Here is a 22,319-nt window from a genome sequence, read left to right on the forward strand (position 1 = left end):
AGACGGGCCCCTGTCCTGCAGTGTTGCCGGGTTGCTAATCTTTGCAAGTTGTTGTGTGGTGAGGTGGACTGGATATGGATGCGCGTCAACCGCTGTACCGAATGAAGGCGGACTTCTTCAAGACATTGGGCCATCCGGTGCGGATTCGGGTGCTGGAGCTGCTCAGCGAGCGCGATCAAGCCGTGTCGGAAATGCTGCCCGAAGTGGGTATCGAGGCGGCCAACCTGTCGCAGCAGCTGGCCGTATTACGGCGTGCCGGCCTGGTGACCGCCCGCCGCGAAGGACTGTCCGTGCTGTACACACTGACCTCACCGCGCGTCGCCGAGTTACTCGCGACCGCACGCAAAATCTTGACCGGTGTGGTGGCCGATCAAGCCGAATGGCTCGACTCCGCCGATCCCGTCGTGCCCGAGCTCGCCGATGCCACAGCGACCCGACACGCGCAGACTTAGCCGCCCAGGCAGCCCGGCCCGAGTAGCGCCTTGAGGTCACCCATCAGAGCCGATGATGGCGTCACCCGAAGCGACTGATCGAGTTCGAGGGTGGTGACACGCTCTCCGCTGATCAAACGCAGATGGACCTGGTTGGTCCCGGGATGCCGCGCTAACACCTGCTTGAGTGCGGTCACCTTGTCGATGGTGCACTGCCGCGTCGGCAGCGTGACTGCAACCGGACGATCGTCGGAGGCCTGCGAGAAGTCCGGCACCACAAGGTCATTGGCAATCAGTGAAATCCGGTCATCGCGGATCGCCACCTTCGCGTTCACCAGAACGACCGCGTCATCGGCGATCTCGGCACCGTACACCGAATAGGCCTGCGGGAAGAAGAGCACCTCGATGCCACCGGTTAGGTCCTCGAGTTGCGCAGAAGCCCAGGGCATTCCGTTCTTGTTGACCCGACGGTTGACCGAGGCGAGGATTCCGCCCACCCGCACCTGAGTGTCATTGGCGATGTCGCCTTCGAGGATCGTGGGAATCTGGGTGTCGGTCTGACGGCCCAGCAGGTGCGCCACCCCGTTGAGTGGGTGCCCGGATACGTACAGCCCCAGCATCTCTCGCTCGAGCGCGAGCTTATGCTTTTCTTCCCATTCCTCGTCGGGCACCTTGATGGCGAACACGCTGGATGCGTCGGCGTCGTCGTCCCCGGCACCGCCGAAGAGATCGAACTGCCCCATCGCTTCGGCTTTCTTGGTGCCCAACACCGAGTCGACGGCATCGGATTGGACGAGGAAAAGCCCCTTGCGGGAATGCCCCAGCGAGTCGAAGGCCCCGGCCTTCACCAGCGATTCCGTGACCTTCTTGTTGCAGGCCGCGATGTCGATCTTGTGCAGATAGTCCGAGAAATCGGTGAAGGCGCCCTTTGATTCCCGGGTGGCGATCAAGGACTGGACCACATTGGCGCCGACATTTCGCACGCCGCCGAGCCCGTATCGGATGTCTTCCCCCACCGAGGCGAAGTTGTGGACCGACTCGTTGACGTCCGGCGGCAGCACCGTGATGCCGAGACGACGGCAATCGGCGAGGTAAACAGCCGCCTTGTCCTTGTCGTCACCCACGGAGGTGAGCAGCCCGGCCATGTACTCGCCGGGGTAGTTGGCTTTGAGGTAGGCGGTCCAGAACGACACCAATCCGTAGCCGGCCGCGTGCGACTTGTTGAACGCGTATCCGGCGAACGGAAGAATCGTGTCCCACAGCGCCTTGACGGCCTTCTCGGAGAAGCCGTTGTTGGTCATGCCCTCGTAGAAGCCCTTGTATTCGGCTTCCAGCACTTCAAGCTTCTTCTTGCCCATGGCCTTGCGGAGCGCATCGGCCTTACCCATGGAGTACGAGGCGACCTTCTGGGCGATGAACATGATCTGCTCTTGGTAGACGATCAGACCGTAGGTCTCCGAGAGGATGTCCCTGAGGGGCTCCTCCAGCTCGGGGTGAATCGGCTTGATCGGCTGGCGACCGTTCTTGCGGTCGGCGTAGTCGTTGTGGGCGTTCATGCCCATCGGGCCGGGGCGGTACAGCGCCAGCACGGCCACGATGTCGTTGAATCCGGTGGGCTGCATGCGGCGCAGCAGATCCCGCATGGGCCCGCCGTCGAGCTGGAACACGCCGAGAGTGTCACCGCGGGAGAGCAATTCGTAGGTGGCCGGATCTTCCAGCGGCAGATGATCCAGGTCCAGATCGATGCCCCTATTGGCCTTGATGTTGTCCAGCGCATCACCGATGACGGTCAGGTTGCGCAACCCCAGAAAGTCCATCTTCAGCAGGCCGATGGCCTCACACGACGGATAGTCCCAGCCGGTGATGATGGCGCCGTCCTGCGCGCGCCGCCACAGCGGGATGGCGTCGGTGAGTGGCTCCGAGCTCATGATGACGGCACAGGCGTGCACACCGGCGTTGCGGATCAGGCCTTCCAGACCGCGGGCGGTCTGATAGATGGTCCGCACATCGGGATCGGTGTCGATCAGGGTGCGAACCTCGGCGGCCTCTTTGTACCGCTCGTGTTCGGGGTCGGTGATACCCGAAAGCGGAATGTCCTTGGCCATGATGGGCGGTGGCAGCGCCTTGGTGATCCGGTCGGCGATAGCGAATCCGGGCTGGCCGTAGTGGATACGCGCCGAGTCCTTCAGCGCCGCCTTGGTCTTAATAGTGCCGAAGGTGATGACCTGCGCGACCCGGTCGCTGCCCCACTTATCCGTGGCGTACCGAACCATCTCACCGCGGCGACGGTCATCGAAGTCGATATCGATATCGGGTGCCGACGGTCGTTCCGGATTCAGGAAGCGCTCGAACAGCAGCCCGTGCGGGATGGGGTCGATGTTGGTGATCCCGAGCGCGTAGGCGACGAGCGATCCGGCCGCCGATCCACGGCCCGGGCCCACCCTGATTCCGACTTCCTTGGCATGGGTGACCAAGTCCCCGACGACCAGGAAGTATGCGGGGAAACCCTTCTGCTTGATGACGTCCAGCTCATAGTGCGCACGGGTGAAGTACTCCTCGGGTACCCCGCCGGGGACGCCGTCGAAGCGACGCTCCAGTCCACGGTCGACCTCCTTGCGCAGCCAGGAGTCCTGGTCTTCACCCTCAGGCACCGGGAACACCGGCATGCGGTCCTTGAAGCTCCAGACGTCTTCGTACGACTGCACCCGCTCGGCGATGAGCAGGGTGTTGTCACACGCGCCGGGCACGGCGTCATCCCAGAGGTCGCGCATCTCGGACGCCGGCTTCAGGAAGTAGCCGTCACCGTCGAACTTGAAGCGCGTGGGGTCCGACATGGTCTTGCCGGTCTGCACACACAGCAGTGCTTCGTGGTTGTGCGAGTGGTCCTTGGTGACGTAGTGGCAGTCGTTGGTGGCCAGCGGAGGTATGCCGAGCTTCTTGCCCAACTCCAGCAGTCCCTCGCGCACCCGGCGTTCGATGGACAGCCCGTGGTCCATCAGCTCCAGGAAGAAGTTCTCCTTGCCGAAGATCTGCTGCCATTTGGCGGCGGCTTCGAGTGCCTCGGCCTCCTGACCGAGACGGAGCCGGGTCTGCACTTCACCGGAAGGACATCCGGTGGTGGCGATGATGCCGCTGGCGTGCTCGGCGATGAGCTCGGCGTCCATGCGCGCCCATTTACCCAGCTGGCCCTCGAATGAGGCCAGTGAGGACAACTTGAACAGGTTGCGCAGTCCTGTCGCGTTCTCGGCGACCATCGTCATGTGGGTGTAGGAACCCGAACCGGACACGTCATCGGACTTCTGCCCCGGATCGCCCCAGAAGACACGCTTGGTGTCGAACCGAGAGGCCGGCGCGATGTAGGCCTCGATGCCGATGATGGGCTTGACCCCGGTCGCGCTGGCGACGTTGTAGAACTCGCTGGCGCCGTACATGTTGCCGTGGTCGGTCATGCCGACCGCCGTCATGCCGAGGCGCTCAACCTCGGCAAGCATCGGCTTGATCTTCGCGGCACCATCGAGCATCGAGTACTCGGTGTGGTTGTGCAGGTGCACGAACGAAGAATTCGAGGAGCTCACACGTGCCTTTCGTACCGACCCACGATGGGGGCGTCAATCGCTAGAGGGGTCAGTTTATGGCGAGGGTCCGACAGTCCCGGGCGTGTCGGGGGTGTGTCGCCCCGCTCATCCAGCTACCCGAATCACAGCGGTCACAAAAGCCTCGTCAGCAACGATCAGGGCCCGTTTTCCCGACGAATCCTCGCACGGGTGGCGGCTGCCATTGCAGCACCCGATCCCTCTGCCGTAGGGACATACCCCGGGTGGCCCGCAGCGCCGCGTCACGCAACGGCGTCAACCACGGGTTCGAGACGAGTCCCAGCGCACCCAGTCGGCGGGAATCGCGTGCGATCCGCTGTGTCCGGCGTCGGCGCCGCGCAACGGCGCGCCGGCGACGGTAACTGTGTGTCAGGTCGTAGCGGGCCGCACCCGGCGCGCACTGAGCACCGCGTCGACCGTGAAGACGACCAGCGCCGCCCAGATCAGCGCAAAGCCGGCCCACCGCTCCGGGGGCATCGCCTCATGCTTGACCAGCACACCCCAGAGCATCTGCAGCGATGGTGTCAGGTACTGCAGCAACCCAAGGGTAACCAGTGGAATGCGTTGTGCCGCAATTCCGAACATCAGCAGCGGCAGCGCCGTCACCACGCCGCTGAACACGATCAGCGCGGTGTGACCGTGGGTATAGCCAAGGAAGTGCTGCTGCCCGGCGAGACCGAGAAACACCACATAGGCCAGCGCGAACGGTGCCGCGACGATTCCCTCGGCCGTCAGGCTCACCCGCGGATCGACAGTCACCGTCTTCTTGATGGCTCCGTACCCGGCGAACGAGACGGCCAGGACCAAGGTGATGACCGGCAGCTGCCCGTAGTTGATCGTGAGCACGATGACTGCCGTGACTGCCAGTACCAGGGCCAGCAACTGCCATCGGCTGAGCGGCTCCCGGAAGATCAGCACACCCAACAACACCGTCACCAACGGGTTGACGAAGTATCCGAGCGCGGCGTCCAGGACATGCCCCGAGTTGACGGCATAGATGTAGACACCCCAGTTGAGGGCGATGAGAGCCGAGGCACCTGCGAGGAGGAACCAGTTGCGCGGCCCCATCGCGATGAGATCGCGCAATCGCCCGGAAACGGCGACGACGATCACCATCAGCAGCAGCGTCCAGATCATCCGGTGCGCCAGGATCTCCAGCGCACTGGCCGGCTTCAGCAGAGGGAAGAACGCAGGAAACAATCCCCACATGAAATAGGCGGCCGCACCGAACAGGTATCCGGACTTCAGACGATTCTCTTCGGGAGCGGTGACGATCCCACTCATCGCAGGACGTCGAGCGCGTGCGCCAGATCGTCCGGATACTCGCTGGTGATTTCCATCCAGCGACCATCGCCCGGATGTGTGAAGGCCAGCGACTTGGCGTGCAGCCATTGCCGTTCCAGCCCGAGCTTGGCCGCCAGCGTCGGATCCGCGCCATAGGTCAGATCACCGCAGCAGGGATGTTTGATGGCCGAGAAATGCACCCGGATCTGGTGGGTGCGACCGGTTTCCAGATGTACGTCCAACAGGCTGGCCGCCACGAACGCCTCAAGGGTGTCATAGTGGGTGATCGAATGACGCCCGTCCTCGACCACGGCGAACTTCCAGTCGTGTCCCCGGTGCCGCCCGATGGGGGCATCGATGGTGCCGCTGGACGGGTCCGGATGTCCTTGCACGAGAGCGTGATAGCGCTTCTCGACGCGCCGGTACTTGAAGGCGCGTTTGAGCTCGGTGTAAGCCTTCTCCGACAACGCGACAACCATGACGCCCGAGGTTCCGACGTCCAGGCGGTGCACGATTCCCTTGCGTTCCGGCACACCGGAGGTAGTCATCCGGAACCCGGCGGCGGCGAGCCCGCCGAGCACGGTGGGACCGCTCCACCCGACTGAGGCATGGGCCGCGACGCCCGCTGGTTTGTCGACGGCGACCAGATCGTCATCGGCGTAGAGAATCTTCATGCCCTCGATGGCCTCGACCCGATTCTCCGGCGGGGCCTTGGGTTCGGGGAGGGTGACCTCTAGCCAGGTGCCCGCGGTGAGTTTCTCGGACTTGGTGACCGCAACCCCATCGAGAAGCACCGCGCCCTCTTCGGCGAGAGTTGCCGCGGCCGTACGCGACAGCCCGAGCAGGCGCGCCAGCCCGGCGTCGACCCGCATGCCGGACAGGCCGTCGGGCACCGGCAGGGAACGCGAGGTCATGTCGGCTTGATCTGGGAAGCCTGCGCGTCGGCGTCGTCCGGCGTCGATCGCTCGTCTGTGCTCGATGCTCCTCGCGTCGAGCGCTCGTCTGTGCTCGATGCTCCTCGCGTCGAGCGCTCGTCTGTGCTCGATGCTCCTCGCGTCGAGCGCTCGTCGGAGTCGTAGTCGTAGCCGAACAGTGACAGCGCCACCAGCAGGATCGCCCCACCTACCACCGCCGGATCGGCCACATTGAAGACCGGCCACCACCCCACCGAGAGGAAGTCGACCACGTGACCGCGCAGCGGCCCGGGTCCCCGAAAGAACCTGTCGACGAGATTGCCCAGCGCACCGCCGAGGATCATGCCCAAACCGATCGCCCACCACGTGGAGACCAACCGGCGGCCGATGAGCAGGATTCCCACCACAACCGAGATGGCGATGAGGGTCAGCACCCAGGTGTATCCGGTGGCGAAGGAGAACGCGGCGCCCGAGTTACGCACCAGCGTCCAGCTGACGGTGTCGCCGATGATGGGTACCGGCTTACCGGGCTGCAGCAGTTTGACGGCGAGAACCTTGCTGACGACATCCACCGCGAGTACCACCGCCGCCACGATGAGCAGCATTTTTATCCGCCGCTTGGGCTTCGGGGCGGTCTCGGGCTCGTCACTCACGCCACCCATCATCCCTTACTCGGTGAGGCGCTTTGCGCAGCGTGTCTGCGATGATCGCCGCTGTGCCCGATGCTCTTCACCCCAAAGGCCCGTCACCGACCCTTGTGCTGCTGACCACCGGCGGAACCATCGCGACCGAGGTCGGCAGCGACGGCATCGCCCGGCACCGCAGTTCAGGTGGTGACCTGCTCGCGGCGTCAGGGTACGGCGAGGTCGTGGTCGACGACCTGATGACGATCGACAGCTCGGAAATGACCCCGCAGCGCTGGCAGCAGATCGCCGCGTCCATCCGCGCCCATATCGCCGGCGGCGCCTCTGGAGTCGTCATCGCGCATGGCACGGACACCTTGGAGGAAACCGCGCTCTGGCTCGCGCTGACCTGCGCGGTGCAGGTACCCGTCGTCCTCACCGGGGCGCAGCGCAGTGGCGACCACCCCGAATCCGACGGCCCGGGAAATCTTCGCGATGCGTTCACGGTGGCCGCCAGCGGCGAGACTCTGGGCGTGGTGGTGTGCTTCGCGGGGCAGGTGTATGCGGCACCGGGCCTGCGCAAGATCGATCTGGCCGATCCCGCCGGATTCGCCGGTGCCACTACCGTCGGGCACGTGCGCGACGGCGTGTTCGTTCGCAGCTGCGATGCCCCCGCCCCATTCCTTGGCACCGTGACCCGCGCCGCGTTACCCCGCGTCGACATCGTGAGCCTGTACCCGGGTGCCGACGCGGTGGCGCTCGACTCCTACGTGCGAGCCGGCGCCCAGGGACTGGTGCTGGAATCAATGGGCGCAGGTAACGCCAATGATGTTGTCATCGAGACAGTTTCGCGTCTCGTCGAGAACGGGATACGCGTGCTGGTGACCACCCGGGTGCCGGGCGGGGCGCTGACGACCGGATATGCGCCGGGCCAGAGATTGATCGACGCCGGTGCGGTGGTGGTGCCCCGGTTGCGTTCCGCGCAGGCGCGGGTGCTGTTGATGGCGGCACTGGCCACCGGATCAGATCTGCGCGCCGTCGTCGACCGGCTCGGCTGACTCCTGCGGCCAGTCCAGACTGGCCACCGGATCGGCACGGGTGACATCCTGGTCATCGACACCGAAGGTGCGCGCGATGCCGGGCCCGCTGCCACGTGTCTCGAATCTCACGGTCATGACGCCGTGCCCGGTGCCCTGGATCCAACCGTGCCCGAACTCGGGATGGCTGACGTCGTCGCCGACGCCCCAGCTCGCCGCACGTGGTTCCGGCGTGGCGACAGCCGATGCGGCCTCATCGGTCTCGCCAATCGATTCGGTCTGGTCCAGGTCGGGAAAAAGAGAGGCCTGCTGGGTGTCGGAAAATCCCGAGAATCCCACGCCAACAAGGCGAATGGGGCCGATCTCAATAGGGTCGAGTAGCAGCCGGCGCGCAGCCGACATCAGTACCGCGCGTTCAGTGGTGGCGTAGGGCAGAGTCGCCGATCTGGTCAGGATGCTCATGTCTGAGCGCCGAAGTTTGACGGTGACGGTACGCACGCCGCGACCATGCTTGATCAATCGCCGGTGGGCGTGGGCGCCGATGGGTTCGATGGCCTCGCGCAATTGATCGAGAGTCGTCAGATCATCGGCGAAGGTGGATTCGGCGCTGATCTGTTTGGTTTCGGCACGTTCGGCGACCGGACGCTCATCGATCCCCCGTGCGAGTTGATGCAGCGCGGGGCCGATCGTGCCGCCCAGCACCGAGGCCACCTCACCGGTCTGCAGCGCCGCGAACTGGCCAATAGTGTTGATTCCCAGGCGGTTCAGCCGCTCTTCGGCAACGGGTCCGATTCCCCACAATTTGCGCACCGGCAGATCCTCGAGCAGTGCGCGTTCCTCCGCCGGAGCGATGATCCGCACCCCGTCGGGTTTGGCCAATCCCGATGCGATCTTGGCGAGCTGCTTCCCCGACCCCGCCCCGACCGATGCGGTGAGCCCGGTCTCGGCCAGCACCCGGGAACGAAGTTCCTCGATGTACTGGCCTACCGTTTCGGTTGTGGCCCCGGCCAGTTCGGCGGGCTCTCCGAAAGCCTCGTCGAAGGAGAGCTGTTCCAGCACCGGAATCATCGATCGCACCGTCGCAAACACCCGTCGGCTCGCGACGCCGTACACCGCCCCGCGAGGCGGCAGCACAACGGCGGAGATGCCCACGAGGCGCCGCGCCTGATGCATGGGCATAGCCGAGCGGGCACCGAAAACCCGGGCCTCATAGCTCGCGCCGGCCACCACGCCCCGACCTCCCGTGCCGCCGACAAGGACCGGTCGCTCACGCAGGGTTGGCCGGGTCAGCTGCTCGACCGAGGCGAAGAAGGCATCCATGTCGAGGTGCAGAACCCATCGACCGGCAGCACACACGCGATCATCGTATTGCGCAGGTCGGACGTGCCCTGTCCGGCGATCCCGCCACACTGAGCACCACGATCGCCACCCGATGGCCGAACGCCGATAAGAAATGGCTGAATCACGCTACTCGGACAGCCGATGCGTCCCTAGCCTGATGTCATGGCAATGAACTTGGTGCACCGGTGGTGTTGTAGCTCGGAGATGTGGGCACGTAAGACCGAGTCGCAGCTCCTGCCGTGGGCGCTGCAGGACGTCGAGCTCGGTGCGGACACCTTGGAGATCGGGCCCGGTTATGGCGCGAATCTGCGCGTGCTGACCAAACGCACCCCGCAGCTGACCGCCGTCGAGATCGACGACACCATGGCCTCGCGGCTGCAGCGGCTCTATGGCGATCAGGCGACCGTGATCCAGGGTGACGGCACCAAGCTCGGTTTCGACGACGACCGCTTCAGCTCCGTGGTGTGCTTCACCATGCTGCACCATGTCCCGACAGCTGATCTGCAGGACCAGCTGTTCGCGCAGGCGCACAGGGTGCTGGCCCCCGGCGGTGTCTTCGCCGGCAGCGACGGAGTGCATTCCACCTTCTTCCGGCTGCTGCACATCGGTGACACCTACAACCCGGTGCCGACGACATCGCTGCCGGGTCGCTTGCGGGCTGCGGGTTTCACCGATATCGAGCATCACCTCGACGGCGGCAATCAGCGCTGGCGCGCGGTGAAGGCCGCCTAGAACCGACGTACTAGCCCGCCGTCTTCTTCAGGGACACCCGGACCCCGTCACCGAGATCGGTGGCGGGTGTCCGCATATTCTGGCCGGCTTCGCCGATTTCCAGTGTCGTGGCCAGGATTTCACCGGCGATCAGATCGCGGTGGTGTTCGGCCCAGGCACTGCGCTCGGCGGGAACCTCGAGGGTGACCTCGATACGGTCGGATACCTCCAGGCCCGACGACTTGCGAAGGTCCTGAAGCTCCCGGATGAGATCGCGCGCCCACCCCTCGGCTTCCAGCTCCTCGGTGACGGTGTCATCGAGGATGACCAGTCCCCCGCCCTCAGGCAGGGCCGCCGTGGAATCGGGCTCCGCGGCCACCAGCCGTGAGTCGAATTCGCCCTCCTGCAGGGTGATTCCGGCAGCGACGACGGTTCCGTCGGCCTGCTGCGCCCAATCGCCGGCCTTGACCGCGCGGATGACGGTTTGCACCTCTTTACCCAGCCGCGGGCCTGCGGCGCGCGCATTGACGGTCAACTCGAACTTGCCATAGCCAGCGATATCGTCGGTGAGTTCCACGGATTTCACGTTGAGCTCATCGGCGATCAGTGCCCGGTAGGGCTCCAATCGCTCGGGGTTCGGCACCGCGACAGTCAATTTCAGCAGCGGCAGGCGCACCCGCAGCTTCTTGGCCTTACGCAGTGAAGACCCAGTGGAAGCCACCTTTCGCACCTCGTCCATGGCGGCGACCAGGTCGGGATCGGCGGGCAGTGCCGATTCGGACACCCAGTCGGCCAGGTGCACGGAGCGCTCCCCCGTCAACCCCTTCCAGATCACCTCGGTGGTCAGGGGCAGCAGCGGCGCGGCCAGACGGCAGGTCGTCTCCAAGACGGTGTGCAGGGTGTCGATCGCATCCGCATCTTCGTCCCAGAACCGCGAACGTGACCGTCGGACATACCAATTGGTCAGCGCGTCGGTAAACTGCCGCAGGTGTTCGCACGCCCCGGAGACATCGCAGGTATCCATGGCCGCGGTGAGGTCGTCACGCAGCTGCGCCAGTTTGGCCAGGATGTACCTGTCCAGTACCTGCGTCGAATCGGTGCGCCATGTGCCCGGCTTGGGTGCGTACAGCTGCAGGAAGCTCCACGCGTTCCACAGCGGCAGGAGCACCTGCCGCACACCCTCGCGGATGCCCTGCTCGGTGACGATCAGGTTGCCGCCGCGCAGGATCGGCGATGCCATCAGGAACCACCGCATCGCGTCGGATCCGTCGCGATCGAAGACCTCGTTGACATCGGGATAGTTGCGCAGCGACTTACTCATCTTCTGGCCGTCGTTGCCCAGCACGATGCCATGCGACACACAGGTTCTGAACGCGGGCCGATCGAAGATCGCGGTCGCCAGCACATGCATGACGTAAAACCAGCCGCGCGTCTGGCCGATGTATTCGACAATGAAGTCGGCCGGGAAGTGATTGTCGAACCACTCGGCATTCTCGAACGGATAGTGCACCTGCGCGTACGGCATTGAGCCCGAATCGAACCAGACATCGAAGATGTCCGGGATGCGGCGCATGGTGGACTTGCCGGTCGGATCGTCCGGGTTGGGGCGGGTCAACTCGTCGATGTACGGCCGGTGCAGATTGGTCGGACGAACCCCGAAGTCGCGCTCCAGCTCGTCGAGACTTCCGTACACATCGATGCGCGGATACGCCGGATCGTCCGACTTCCAGACCGGAATGGGACTGCCCCAGTATCGATTCCGGGAAACTGACCAGTCGCGCGCACCCTCCAGCCACTTGCCGAACTGGCCGTGCTTGACGTGTTCGGGATACCAGGTGATCTGTTCGTTGAGCTCCACCATCCGATCGCGGAACTCGGTCACCTTGATGAACCACGACGACACCGCGCGATAGATCAACGGGTTTCGGCAGCGCCAGCAATGCGGGTACGAGTGGTCGTAGGTCTCGTGACGCAGCAGGACGGCATCGTTGATAGCCGCGGAACCGGTGCCGTTCTTGAGGTCTTTGATGATCTGCGCGTTGGCATCAAAAACCTGCTGGCCCTGGTAATCGGGCACGGTGGCGTCGAATCGGCCCTTTGAATCGACCGGGGTGACGGGGGTAATCCCGGCCTTGTCGGTCACGTTCTTGTCTTCTTCACCGTAGGCGGGGGCCATATGCACGATGCCGGTGCCGTCGTCGGTGGTGACGTATTCAGCCGAGAGCACCGTGAAGGCATTCGGTGACGCATCCTGCTGGAAGTACGGGAACGGCGGAAGGTACCGCAGGCCCAGCAGTTCGGCCCCGGTGTACGTGTCCAGTACGGTCGGCTCTTCACCCAGCTCGCGCGCATAGGTTCCGATTCGCGCCTGCGCCAACAGGTAACGCTCCTCGGAACCCTCGGGTTTCACCACCGCGTAGGCCACCTCTGGATTGACCGCGACGGCCAGGTTCGAGGGCAGAGTCCAGGGGGTGGTGGTCCAGATCAGCAGGCGTGCACCGTCGAGCGCCGCCCACCGGCTGTCCGCGTTGCCCGCAATCCGGTACCCCACGGTGACCGCGGGATCCTGGCGACTCTGGTAGACGTCGTCGTCCATCCGAAGCTCATGGTTGGACAACGGTGTCTCGTCACGCCAGCAGTACGGCAGTACCCGGTATCCCTCGTACGCCAGTCCCTTGTCCCACAATTGCTTGAACGCCCAGATGACCGACTCCATGAAGGTCGGGTCGAGCGTCTTGTAGTCGTTGTCGAAGTCCACCCAGCGCGCCTGCCGGGTGACGTAGTCCTGCCACTCCTTGGTGTAGCGCAGCACCGATTCGCGGCAGGCGTCGTTGAACTCGGCGATACCCATGTCGTCGATCTGCGATTTGTCGGTGATGCCGAGCTGGCGTTCGGCTTCCAGCTCAGCGGGCAAACCATGTGTATCCCAACCAAATCGGCGGTACACCTGATGTCCGCGCATGGTCTGATAGCGCGGCACGATGTCCTTGACGTACCCGGTGAGTAGATGTCCGTAGTGAGGCAGCCCGTTGGCGAACGGCGGACCGTCGTAGAAGACGTATTCCGGTGAGCCGTCCCGATTGGCGATGCTGGCGCGGAACGTGTCGTCCGCGTCCCAGTAGCGCAGCACCTGTTCTTCCAACGCAGGAAGATTCGGTGATCCGCTGCGCTGATCGGCGCCAAGATCGGTGCGTGGGTACGCGTCTGTGGATGAGCCGCTTGCGCGAAAACCATCAGGCATAGTCGGTACATCTCCCTGTGCTCGCCGGCACGGGGACGATGGGACGCCGTCGGCGTACCTCCGCGGTACCACCCCGCTTGCCCCTACTTGCCCGGGGCCTCTCACACAGGCTGTGACGGGCCTACCCGTCCGGCTCTACTCGGTGATCCGTGCTGCGCACGGAGCCTTTCTTCCGGAGACTCCCCGGTGATGGCCGGATCGATGTCTGTAGGGCAATTCTATTCGGGTGCGTTGATATGGCCAAACCGGTTTCGGAGCATCATCACGGCGGCCAGGACCAGGGCAATCGCCAGGAGGGCGCTCACGAAGAGCACCGTCAGCGCCCACCCGCCGGCCTGATACGCCAATCCGCCCGCTGCGCCTGCCACCGAGCTGCCCAGGTAGTAACTGAATAGGTACAGCGCGGACGCCTCCGCCCGGTCACGCTGCGCGACGGCGCCAACCCAGCCACTCGCGACGGTATGCGCGGCGAAGAATCCGGCGGTGAACACCCCCACGCCGATGATCACCGTGATGAGCGAGTCCGGGATGGTCAGTGCGAGCCCCACCGCCGTGATGGCCACCGCCGAGATCAGCACCAGGCCGCGGCCGCGACGGTCTGCCAGCCGCCCGGCCATCGCCGAGGACACCGTTCCCGCCAGGTACAGCAGAAACAACAGACCGGCAATGGCCGTGGGTAAACCGAACGGCGGGGCGACCAGCCGATAGCCCAGGTAGTTGTACACGGTGACGAACCCGCCCATCAGCACAAATGCCAACCCGAACATGACGAGCAGGACCGGGTTTCGCAGGTGCACACCCAGGACCCGCATCGTGGTGCCGACCCGCACCCGCTTGGGCACAAAGAACTGGGACTTCGGCAACAGCACCGCGAACAACACTGTGCATACCAAAGTCATTGCGCCACTGCCCAGTAAGGCGATCCGCCAATTACTCACATCGAGCACCGAGGAGGCCACGAGCCGTCCGGAAAGTCCGCCGACCGTCGTGCCGGCAATGTATCTGCCCATCGCCGAACCCAGGGAGCCCGGATGTACTTCTTCGGCGAGGAACGCCATCGCGACAGCCGGAATCCCCGCCAGTGCTGCACCTTCGGCGGCACGGCCGATCAACAGCACCGCGAAGGTGGGACTGGCCGGGAGCAGTAGCCCGATGATCGTCGTCACGATTGCCGAGACCAGCATCACCCGGGTACGCCCGTACCGCTCCGAGAGCGCGCTTGCCGGAATGATCGACAGCGCGAGCATTCCGGTGGTCACCGAGACCGTCAGCGCGGCGGCGGCGGGACTGACACCGAAATCCGCGGAGAGCGCCGGGAGTACCGCCTGCGTGCCGTATAGAGCGGCGAACGTGGCAAGCCCGGCGGCGAAGAGGGCGCCCGTCAGACGCCGATATCCGGCGGTGCCCGTCTCGTGGGGTATGGGATCAGCGGCGCTGATCGCCGGGGTGTGCTCGGTACTTGGAGCCATCGCCATGACAGGAAATGCTCCTCCCGACCAGGCATATCACGGAAATGAGCGATGTGACGATCTATAATTCAATTTGCGCATATAAGGAGGTGGCAGCGTGGCCGACGGCGACTACGAGTGGTACATCACACTCGCCGAACGACAAAACGTCACCGCCGCCGCCGAGCAACTGCAGATCGCCCAGCCCACGCTCACCCGGATGCTGGCCAGATTGGAGCGACGGCTTGGCGCTCAACTGTTCGACCGGCACGGCAAGCGGCTTACGCTGAACCCGTCGGGACGGATCTTCTATCAGCACGCCAGGCGCGCCCAGATGGAGCTGGACTCCGCCCGCCGAACCATCAACGACCTCGCCAACCCCGCCGAAGGTGAGATCCGGCTCGGATTCCTGCACACCTTTGGCCCCACGCTCGTCGCCCGGCTGATTGCCGGCTTCGCCGCGACGTCGCCACACGTGCGCTTCGTGCTGGAGCAGGGCGCCGCAGGCAGCCTTGATGACCTTGTCGCGAACGGCGATCTCGACGTCGCGATTGTTTCGCCGCGTCCTCTCCGTACAAATCTTGCATGGCGCAACCTCTTCCGGCAGCGCCTGGGAGTGGCCGTACCGACGGATCACCGGCTGGCACAAGCCGAAGACGTATCGATGATCGATCTGGCCGACGAGCCTTTCATCGGGATGCATCCCGGGTACGGCATGCGTCGTCTCCTCGAAGAGCTTTGTGCTGCCGCACAATTCCAGCCACGCATAGTGCTCGAATCGAGCAATCTCACCACCGTCGCGGGCCTGGTGGCGGCGGGCCTGGGCATCACGGTGCTCCCCGTCGATGCCACCACCTACCCACCCGATCTCAGGATGTTGCGCCTCGTGGATGCCGACGCACACCGGGACGTCGGCATCATCTGGAGCTCCGGGCAGCCTCTTTCGCGCCCGGTACGAGATTTCATATCCCACGCCATCGCCTCGACCTAGGTAACAATCATCCCCATGTCTGCCGACGTGCCGCCCGAGAACGGGATCGCCCTGGCCATAACGCAGATCGATATCGCCGCCGACGAGGCACAGTTCTATGCGGCCATGGCCGCGGTCCGGGCGGCGATGGCACGCGAAGTGCGTGCGCGTACACCGGAAGCGGCGCTGGCTGCAGCCTGGTCGGAAGCGTTGCGGCATAGCATCCACGCGTCGGCGCGTCTCGTCACCAACGGTGTGAATCCGGGCTGGGCATGGTTCGTCTCGGGAAGCGTGGCCCGGGGCGAGGCGGCACCCGGTTCCGATGTAGAGACGCTGCTTGTCGTCGACGACGAGGTTGACGCTGACGGCAAGACGTACCTCATGGAGACGGCCGCTCAGGTCCACGCCATGCTCGAACGTGCAGACATCGGCAGCGATGCCAACGGAGTCCTGGCAAGCCGCGGCCGATTCTGCCGCCGCAAGACCAACTGGTTCGAGGGAATCGAACGTTGGTGCGCCAACCCGCCCGAGGACCGGGGTGTTGTGATGGCGGGGCTGATGGCCGACTCTCGCGGGGTTGACCCGGGATCATTGTTGTCCGACAACGCACTTCGCAGTGAGAACGTCCGCTGTGCACAGCGGCACTACGCCATCCGGCTTGCCATGCTTCAGGACGCGGTGGCCGTGCGCGCCGGGTTCCCCTCGCGATTGCGGATATTCGCCACGCAGTCCGATGCTGTCGACCTCAAGGTCGCGGCGATCGATCCCGTGGTGAAGATCGCCCGCTGGGCGGCGTTGTCCGCCGGATCGGACGCCCTCGCGACACCGGAACGCCTCGACGCCGCCTCGGCGGCCAAGGTCTTGGACGCCGACGATGCCTCGACGCTGCGGGATTGCTTCGCGTGGCTGCTGCGATTTCGGTGGCGGTCCCGGGCCGCAGCCTGGCAGGACGGACGGCAGCTGTCCGACACCGTGTCACTGGCCGCCCTTGCCCCACAGGAACGTGCGGTGCTGCGCTCCGTGGCGCGCGAGATCGCCGGCATCCGGCGCAAGCTCATCTACCTGTCCTCGACATCCTCATTCCGATAACCGGTCGTACCAGCGCATGGCCCAGCGAGCATCGCCCAGGGCCGTGTGCCGCTGACCGGCACTCGGCGTTCTGACCCCGAATTGCAGCGATAGGTTCGAATAGTCGGCGTCCGGTATCAATCCGCGTTCACGGATCCGGGCCGCCGTCACTGCGACAACATCGACAAGATCCGGATTCCACGCCGGGTGAACCCCGTGTGCCAAGAACATTCGCGTCAGACACTCGGCGTCGAATTGAGGTATCACCCCGACGATCGTGGCTCCCGCCGTCCATTCCCCGACGAGCGACGCTGCCTCAGCGGCACGGAAGACGCGCGGGAACTGCAGCGGGCGCAGACGCACCTGCGGATGACGTTTGTGGAAACCGCTGATCTCAAGGCCGGCCGGATCCGCCGATTCCAGATCCAGATCCTGAACGTCCACGCACAGGTGCAGCTGCCGCTGCCCGGCATCGGTACGGCGAATGATCGCTATTTCCCATGGCTCGCGCTCACGGTGCAGCCCAGTGGTCTCGGTATCGAGAAAGACCAGGGCCATGGAACATCCTCTCGCGCGCGACTACGAGCTGAGCTTGAGCAATTGCTCGGCCGCCAGGGCGGGCGTCAAGGTTCCCTCGCGCACTTGCTGTTCGATATCCGCCCGCGCCGCCTTCACATCCGGCGCGTTGAGCACCCGATCCAGCACCGCGTCACGCACCATCGCCCACATCCATTCGACTTGCTGACGACGGCGTTTGGCGCCGAACTCCCCCGCCTCCGTCAATACCTCGCGGTGCCGCAAGACGGTCTCCCACATCTCGGACACCCCGCTGTTCTCCAATGCGCTCATGGTGAGAACCGGTGGGCGCCAGAGGGTGTCATGCGGATAGATCAAGCGTAGGGCACCCGACAATTCCCGTGCGGCCTTCTGGGCCTCGATGGCATGGGCGCCATCGGCCTTGTTCACCACCACGATATCGGCGAGCTCCAGGACACCCTTTTTGATGCCCTGCAGCTGATCTCCGGTGCGTGCCAACGTCAGGAACACAAAGGTGTCAACCATGTTCGCGACGGTGACCTCGGACTGTCCGACACCGACGGTCTCAATGAGAATGACGTCGAACCCGGCCACCTCCAGCAGCACCACCGTCTCACGGGTCGCCTTGGCGACCCCGCCCAGCGTTCCTGAGGTGGGAGAGGGACGGATGTACGCATCGGGATGTACGGAGAGCCGCCCCATCCGGGTCTTGTCACCGAGGATCGATCCTCCGGTGCGAGTGGATGACGGATCGACCGCCAGCACCGCCACCCGGTGCCCCTGCTCGATGAGATACATGCCGAGGGCCTCGATGGTGGTCGACTTGCCCACCCCGGGCACACCGGTGATACCGACCCGTAGTGCTTCTCCCGCATCGGGCGAGATGTCCAGCAGTAACTGCTGAGCCTGCGCTCGGTGATCCGGGCGCGTCGACTCCACCAGCGTGATGGCTTTCGCGAGCGCAGAACGATCACCCGAACGGATCGCGTTGCTCAGGTCCATTTACGCGAGCTTGTATCCGAGTCGTTCAGCCAGCTTGTGCAACAGCCCAATCGCGGCCTCAGCGATGACGGTCCCTGGGGGGAAGATGGCCGCGGCACCCGCCGCGTACAGCTCATCGAAATCACCGGGCGGGATGACACCGCCGACGACGATCATGATGTCGGGGCGGCCCACCTCTGCCAAGGCCTCGCGCAGCGCCGGCACCAGAGTCAAGTGCCCCGCGGCCAGCGAGGACACCCCGACCACGTGCACGTCGTTGTCGGCGGCCTGGCGTGCGACTTCCTCCGGCGTCTGGAACAGCGGGCCCACGTCCACGTCGAAACCGATATCGGCGAAGGCCGTTGCGATCACCTTCTGCCCACGGTCGTGCCCATCCTGGCCCATCTTGGCGACCAGCACACGCGGCCGGCGACCATCGGCGTCGGCGAACTTTTGCACGAGCTCGGTCGCTTGCGTCACGCTGTTGACGGCGCCATCCCTTCCCACCTCGTCGCGGTATACGCCGCTGATGGTACGGATTTCGGCTTGATGGCGCCCGTAGACCTTCTCCAGCGCGTCGGAGATCTCCCCGACCGTCGCCTTGTGGCGAGCGGCGTCGATGGCCAGCGCCATCAAGTTGTTGCCCAATCCGTCTTCCCCGGCACGGCTGGAATCAGCCGCGGCCCTGGTCAGTTCATCAAGTGCACGCTGCACCGCGTCGTTATCACGCTCGGCACGCAACTGCTGCAATTTGGCCAGCTGTTCGGCGCGCACCCGCGAGTTCTCGACCTTCAGCACCTCGATCTGCTGATCCTCGACCACCTGGTACTTGTTGACGCCGATCACCGGCTGACGGCCCGAGTCAATGCGTGCCTGAGTACGTGCGGCGGCCTCCTCGATGCGCAGCTTCGGGATGCCCTGATCGATGGCCTGCGCCATCCCACCGGCTTCGGTGACCTCCCGGATGTGCTCGCGCGCACGGGAAGCGAGCTGATGGGTCAGCCACTCCACGTAGTACGAGCCACCCCATGGGTCGATCGGACGACACGTGCCCGACTCCTGCTGGATGAGCAGCTGGGTGTTGCGTGCGATACGTGCCGAGAAGTCGGTGGGCAGCGCCAACGCCTCGTCCAGGGCGTTGGTGTGCAGCGACTGGGTGTGCCCTTGGGTGGCGGCCATCGCCTCGATGCAGGTGCGGGCGACATTGTTGAACACATCCTGCGCGGTCAGCGACCAGCCGGAAGTCTGCGAATGCGTACGCAGAGACTGCGATTTGGCGCTCTTCGGATCGAACTGCGCCACCAGCTCGCTCCACAGCAGACGCCCGGCCCGCAGCTTGGCCACCTCCATGAAGAAGTTCATGCCAATGGCCCAGAAGAAGGACAGACGCGGCGCGAACACATCGATGTCCAGGCCGCCCTCCAGCCCCGCCTTGATGTACTCGACGCCATCGGCCAGGGTATACGCCAGTTCGAGATCGGCTGTGGCACCGGCCTCTTGGATGTGATAGCCGGAAATGGAGATCGAGTTGAACTTCGGCATCTTGGCGCTGGTGTAGGAGAAGATGTCCGAGATGATCCGCATCGACGGCTTCGGCGGATAAATGTAGGTGTTGCGGACCATGAACTCTTTGAGGATGTCGTTCTGGATGGTCCCGGCCAGCTGCTGGGGACTGACACCCTGTTCCTCGGCGGCCACCACGTACAGCGCCAGAATCGGAAGCACCGCGCCATTCATGGTCATCGACACCGATACCGACCCCAGGTCGATCCCGTCGAACAACTGACGCATATCCAGGATGGAATCGATGGCCACACCGGCCATGCCGACGTCGCCCTGTACTCGCGGATGATCCGAGTCGTATCCGCGGTGGGTCGCCAGGTCGAAGGCCACCGATAGGCCCTTCTGGCCCGCGGCCAGGTTGCGGCGGTAGAAGGCGTTGGATTCGGCGGCCGTGGAGAAGCCCGCGTACTGGCGGATGGTCCACGGCTGATTGACGTACATCGTCGGGTACGGCCCGCGCAGAAACGGCACCTGCCCCGGGAAGGTATCCAGTGGGTACCCCTGCTCCCGCACGGCATCTCGGTCTGCGGCGGTATAGATGGGCTTGACGGTGATGGCCTCGGGCGTCTCCCAGTCGAGTTGCTCGGGCGTGTACCCGTGAGCGCCGGCGGCGGTACTCACCGCGGCCGCGACGGCGGCAGCGTCCGGCGCGACCGGCGCACGGTCACCGTGCAGCGGTATATCAGCGAAACTGCCCAGGGTGGTGTCGGATACCGAAAGATCCGTGAGGTCAGTCATGTCACGCCCCCAACTTGGTCAATATGGCTGAAAGCGCTTCGACAGCATTGATTTTCATGGTCAGATAGCCATCGGGTCGTGACGTCTGCGCGACCTCCGCGACGGACTTCTCGGGTCCCGCAAGGTAGACGTCGGTGATCCCCGCCGCCCTGGCCGCATCGACAACCGCACCCGCCTCAGCGGCGTAGCGGGCGTCGGTCCCACAGATCACCGCGATGCGCGCTCCCGCATCCGCCACGGCACCCGCGACGGATCCGGCGTCGAGTACACCGGGATTGACGGCCTCGATACCGCCTGAGGCCAACAGGTTCGAGGCGAAGGTGGTGCGCACGTTGTGCTCTGCCAGCGGACCCAGCGGAATCAGCAGCGCGGCCGGACGCGCGCCCGACGCGGCCAGGGCTGCGTCGGAGCGATCACGAAGGGCCTCGAATTCGGCGGCGTACCGGTAACCCACCGCGGCATGTGGTGGCAGCGGCGCTTCCGACAGGTTCGGGAATTCGTTCACTCCGGTCACCGAGGTACGCCGATGAGCGATGTCGTCGGCACGCTGGGCGCGCGTTGCGGCGATGCGTTCCCGAATCAGTTCGGCGGCCGCCTGGAATCCCCCGGCGCCCTCGATCTCGGTGAACAGCGACCATGCCTGCTGCGCAAGGGTTTCCGTGAGGTCCTCGATGTACCAGGAGCCGCCACCGGGGTCGAGCACCCGGCCGACATGGGACTCCTCGATGAGCAGGAGCTGCGTGTTTCGGGCGATTCGCGCGGAGAACGCCGGGGATACCGAATCCAGTCCACCGACGATCGCGTCGTCGAATTGGCGTACCCGCACGCTGTCCGCGCCACCTACTCCGGCGCCGAAAGCGGCCAAGGTGGTGCGCAGCATGTTCACCCACGGATCACGCTGGGCCATCATCGGCTCTGAAGTCACCGCGTGCATGAGAGCTCCGCCGGCCTCGGGCGCGCCGGCGACCTCAGCCACCCGCGCCCAGAGCACTCGGGCGGCACGGAATTTTGCGATCGACAGGAACTGATCATCGGTCGCAGCGAAGCGGAAACTGATCTGCCGCAATGCTTCCGCAATTCCCAGGCCCGCGTTCTGCAATAGCCGCAGGTAGGCAACCCCGGCGGCTATCGCGACCGCGAGTTCCTGGCTGTCGCTGGCGCCGAGTTCGTGGGCGATGGTGCCGTCTGCGGTGATGGCGCGGATCTGCCCGGTCCGCGCGACCGCGCGCCTGGCCAACGCCACCGCGTCGTCGATCGCGACGCCCGAACGGCCGGTGAACGTATCCCCCAGCGGATCGGCGCCAAGGTCCACCACAACACCGGCGGCATTTCCCTCGTAAGCATCCAGCACCGCGAAGATCGCCTCGGCTACCCCGATCAGCTCGGCACCGGCCTCCACCTGGATCGGAGCCAGATCGAGGTACACGTCCTGCAACGCGCGCCCCACAGCCTCGGGCGCAAGACCGGCCAGGACGACGGCGCTGGTGCCCTGCCCCAGGGCGTCGAGAATGGCCTCATTCAGGAGCGCCGCATCGGCAGCGGCACCGTCGAAACGCTCGGCGACCTTCCATCCACTGTTCACATCGCGTTGCGGATCACCACCCCGGGCAAATGGCCATTGTCCGGGCAAGGACGACTCGGGAAGCTCATCGAGCGCCGTGTACAACGGACGGATCGCAATCCCGTCGTACGTTGGCGAGTCGAGCAGTCGCTCGGGATCGGCGGGCAGATCCTCGACAGCCTTGCGCGTCGACTTGGCCAATACCCCGGCGACGTTCTTCTGCCACCGTGCGAAGTCATGCCTGATCTCGGGTACCTCAACAGTCACGAAACTGCTCC

Annotated in this window: 16 protein-coding genes; 5 read left to right on the plus strand and 11 right to left on the minus strand. The window is 64.9% G+C overall.

Features of this window, described 5'->3' with window-relative positions; translation table 11 throughout:
• Positions 1 to 74 precede the first annotated feature (74 nt).
• Positions 75 to 452, plus strand: a complete 378-nt coding sequence (locus AOT87_RS06175; protein WP_030093420.1) for a metalloregulator ArsR/SmtB family transcription factor — start codon at positions 75 to 77, stop codon at positions 450 to 452.
• Here the strand turns inward: AOT87_RS06175 and dnaE are convergent.
• The 4 genes from dnaE to lspA all read right to left on the minus strand — a co-directional run bounded on the left by dnaE (position 449) and on the right by lspA (position 6,884).
• On the minus strand, positions 449 to 4,006 hold the full coding sequence (gene dnaE / locus AOT87_RS06180) for a DNA polymerase III subunit alpha (RefSeq protein WP_030093421.1): 3,558 nt from the start codon (positions 4,004 to 4,006) through the stop codon (positions 449 to 451). The genes AOT87_RS06175 and dnaE overlap by 4 nt on opposite strands.
• Before the next feature lie 387 nt (positions 4,007 to 4,393).
• Positions 4,394 to 5,308: an EamA family transporter RarD gene (gene rarD, locus AOT87_RS06185; RefSeq protein ID WP_057969069.1), complete on the minus strand. Its 915-nt coding sequence runs from the start codon at positions 5,306 to 5,308 to the stop codon at positions 4,394 to 4,396.
• Positions 5,305 to 6,222 (minus strand): RluA family pseudouridine synthase, encoded by a 918-nt coding sequence (locus tag AOT87_RS06190; RefSeq protein WP_030093423.1) that lies wholly within the window; start codon positions 6,220 to 6,222, stop codon positions 5,305 to 5,307. Before AOT87_RS06190 ends, rarD begins: the two co-directional genes overlap by 4 nt.
• A complete protein-coding gene (gene lspA, locus AOT87_RS06195; RefSeq protein ID WP_346425710.1) occupies positions 6,219 to 6,884 on the minus strand; it encodes a signal peptidase II in 666 nt (221 codons plus the stop codon). The genes AOT87_RS06190 and lspA overlap by 4 nt, the downstream gene beginning before the upstream one ends.
• A 101-nt stretch (positions 6,885 to 6,985) precedes the next feature.
• Here lspA and AOT87_RS06200 point away from each other — a divergent pair, with 101 nt between their 5' ends.
• Positions 6,986 to 7,903, plus strand: a complete 918-nt coding sequence (locus AOT87_RS06200; protein ID WP_057969101.1) for an asparaginase — start codon at positions 6,986 to 6,988, stop codon at positions 7,901 to 7,903.
• Here the strand turns inward: AOT87_RS06200 and AOT87_RS06205 are convergent.
• Positions 7,868 to 9,238 (minus strand): DNA polymerase IV, encoded by a 1,371-nt coding sequence (locus AOT87_RS06205; protein WP_081343294.1) that lies wholly within the window; start codon positions 9,236 to 9,238, stop codon positions 7,868 to 7,870. The genes AOT87_RS06200 and AOT87_RS06205 overlap by 36 nt on opposite strands.
• 147 nt (positions 9,239 to 9,385) lie before the next feature.
• Between AOT87_RS06205 and AOT87_RS06210 the strand changes: the two genes are divergently transcribed.
• Positions 9,386 to 9,955, plus strand: a complete 570-nt coding sequence (locus AOT87_RS06210) for a class I SAM-dependent methyltransferase (RefSeq protein ID WP_198528430.1) — start codon at positions 9,386 to 9,388, stop codon at positions 9,953 to 9,955.
• A gap of 10 nt (positions 9,956 to 9,965) precedes the next feature.
• Here the strand turns inward: AOT87_RS06210 and ileS are convergent, their stop codons facing one another.
• Together ileS and AOT87_RS06220 are read right to left on the minus strand one after the other, a co-directional pair.
• Positions 9,966 to 13,175, minus strand: a complete 3,210-nt coding sequence (ileS, locus tag AOT87_RS06215) for an isoleucine--tRNA ligase (protein WP_057969072.1) — start codon at positions 13,173 to 13,175, stop codon at positions 9,966 to 9,968.
• A gap of 218 nt (positions 13,176 to 13,393) precedes the next feature.
• The gene (locus tag AOT87_RS06220; protein WP_057969073.1) at positions 13,394 to 14,650 is read right to left on the minus strand and encodes an MFS transporter; all 1,257 of its coding nucleotides are present in this window, start codon (positions 14,648 to 14,650) and stop codon (positions 13,394 to 13,396) included.
• 91 nt (positions 14,651 to 14,741) lie between these two features.
• Here AOT87_RS06220 and AOT87_RS06225 point away from each other — a divergent pair, with 91 nt between their 5' ends.
• Together AOT87_RS06225 and AOT87_RS06230 are read left to right on the plus strand one after the other, a co-directional pair.
• Positions 14,742 to 15,614, plus strand: a complete 873-nt coding sequence (locus tag AOT87_RS06225; protein ID WP_057969074.1) for a LysR family transcriptional regulator — start codon at positions 14,742 to 14,744, stop codon at positions 15,612 to 15,614.
• Between the two features lie 15 nt (positions 15,615 to 15,629).
• On the plus strand, positions 15,630 to 16,682 hold the full coding sequence (locus tag AOT87_RS06230; RefSeq protein WP_057969075.1) for a putative nucleotidyltransferase substrate binding domain-containing protein: 1,053 nt from the start codon (positions 15,630 to 15,632) through the stop codon (positions 16,680 to 16,682).
• Here the strand turns inward: AOT87_RS06230 and AOT87_RS06235 are convergent.
• Genes AOT87_RS06235 through mutA form a run of 4 tightly spaced genes read right to left on the minus strand, consistent with a single transcriptional unit; the run spans position 16,671 to position 22,308 of the window.
• The gene (locus AOT87_RS06235; protein ID WP_030093432.1) at positions 16,671 to 17,219 is read right to left on the minus strand and encodes an exonuclease domain-containing protein; all 549 of its coding nucleotides are present in this window, start codon (positions 17,217 to 17,219) and stop codon (positions 16,671 to 16,673) included. The two genes, AOT87_RS06230 and AOT87_RS06235, sit on opposite strands and share 12 nt — an antisense overlap.
• Before the next feature lie 21 nt (positions 17,220 to 17,240).
• Complete coding sequence (gene meaB / locus AOT87_RS06240) at positions 17,241 to 18,200, minus strand: methylmalonyl Co-A mutase-associated GTPase MeaB (protein WP_057965894.1); 960 nt, start codon at positions 18,198 to 18,200, stop codon at positions 17,241 to 17,243.
• On the minus strand, positions 18,201 to 20,480 hold the full coding sequence (gene scpA, locus AOT87_RS06245) for a methylmalonyl-CoA mutase (RefSeq protein ID WP_030093434.1): 2,280 nt from the start codon (positions 20,478 to 20,480) through the stop codon (positions 18,201 to 18,203).
• A gap of 1 nt (position 20,481) precedes the next feature.
• The gene (gene mutA, locus AOT87_RS06250) at positions 20,482 to 22,308 is read right to left on the minus strand and encodes a methylmalonyl-CoA mutase small subunit (protein WP_057969076.1); all 1,827 of its coding nucleotides are present in this window, start codon (positions 22,306 to 22,308) and stop codon (positions 20,482 to 20,484) included.
• Positions 22,309 to 22,319 lie beyond the last annotated feature (11 nt).

Source organism: Mycobacteroides sp. H003, assembly GCF_001440135.1.
Lineage (GTDB): Bacteria > Actinomycetota > Actinomycetes > Mycobacteriales > Mycobacteriaceae > Mycobacterium > Mycobacterium gwanakae.

Bases quoted from the DNA above. Each gene is read 5' to 3' on its own strand.
- meaB (WP_057965894.1), bottom strand. From the start codon at position 18,200: ATGGACCTGAGCAACGCGATCCGTTCGGGTGATCGTTCTGCGCTCGCG.
- ileS (WP_057969072.1), bottom strand. From the start codon at position 13,175: ATGCCTGATGGTTTTCGCGCAAGCGGCTCATCCACAGACGCGTACCCA.
- scpA (WP_030093434.1), bottom strand. From the start codon at position 20,480: ATGACTGACCTCACGGATCTTTCGGTATCCGACACCACCCTGGGCAGT.
- AOT87_RS06220 (WP_057969073.1), bottom strand. From the start codon at position 14,650: ATGGCGATGGCTCCAAGTACCGAGCACACCCCGGCGATCAGCGCCGCT.
- AOT87_RS06190 (WP_030093423.1), bottom strand. From the start codon at position 6,222: ATGACCTCGCGTTCCCTGCCGGTGCCCGACGGCCTGTCCGGCATGCGG.
- AOT87_RS06235 (WP_030093432.1), bottom strand. From the start codon at position 17,219: ATGGCCCTGGTCTTTCTCGATACCGAGACCACTGGGCTGCACCGTGAG.
- lspA (WP_346425710.1), bottom strand. From the start codon at position 6,884: ATGGGTGGCGTGAGTGACGAGCCCGAGACCGCCCCGAAGCCCAAGCGG.
- rarD (WP_057969069.1), bottom strand. From the start codon at position 5,308: ATGAGTGGGATCGTCACCGCTCCCGAAGAGAATCGTCTGAAGTCCGGA.
- AOT87_RS06175 (WP_030093420.1), top strand. From the start codon at position 75: ATGGATGCGCGTCAACCGCTGTACCGAATGAAGGCGGACTTCTTCAAG.
- AOT87_RS06210 (WP_198528430.1), top strand. From the start codon at position 9,386: ATGGCAATGAACTTGGTGCACCGGTGGTGTTGTAGCTCGGAGATGTGG.
- AOT87_RS06230 (WP_057969075.1), top strand. From the start codon at position 15,630: ATGTCTGCCGACGTGCCGCCCGAGAACGGGATCGCCCTGGCCATAACG.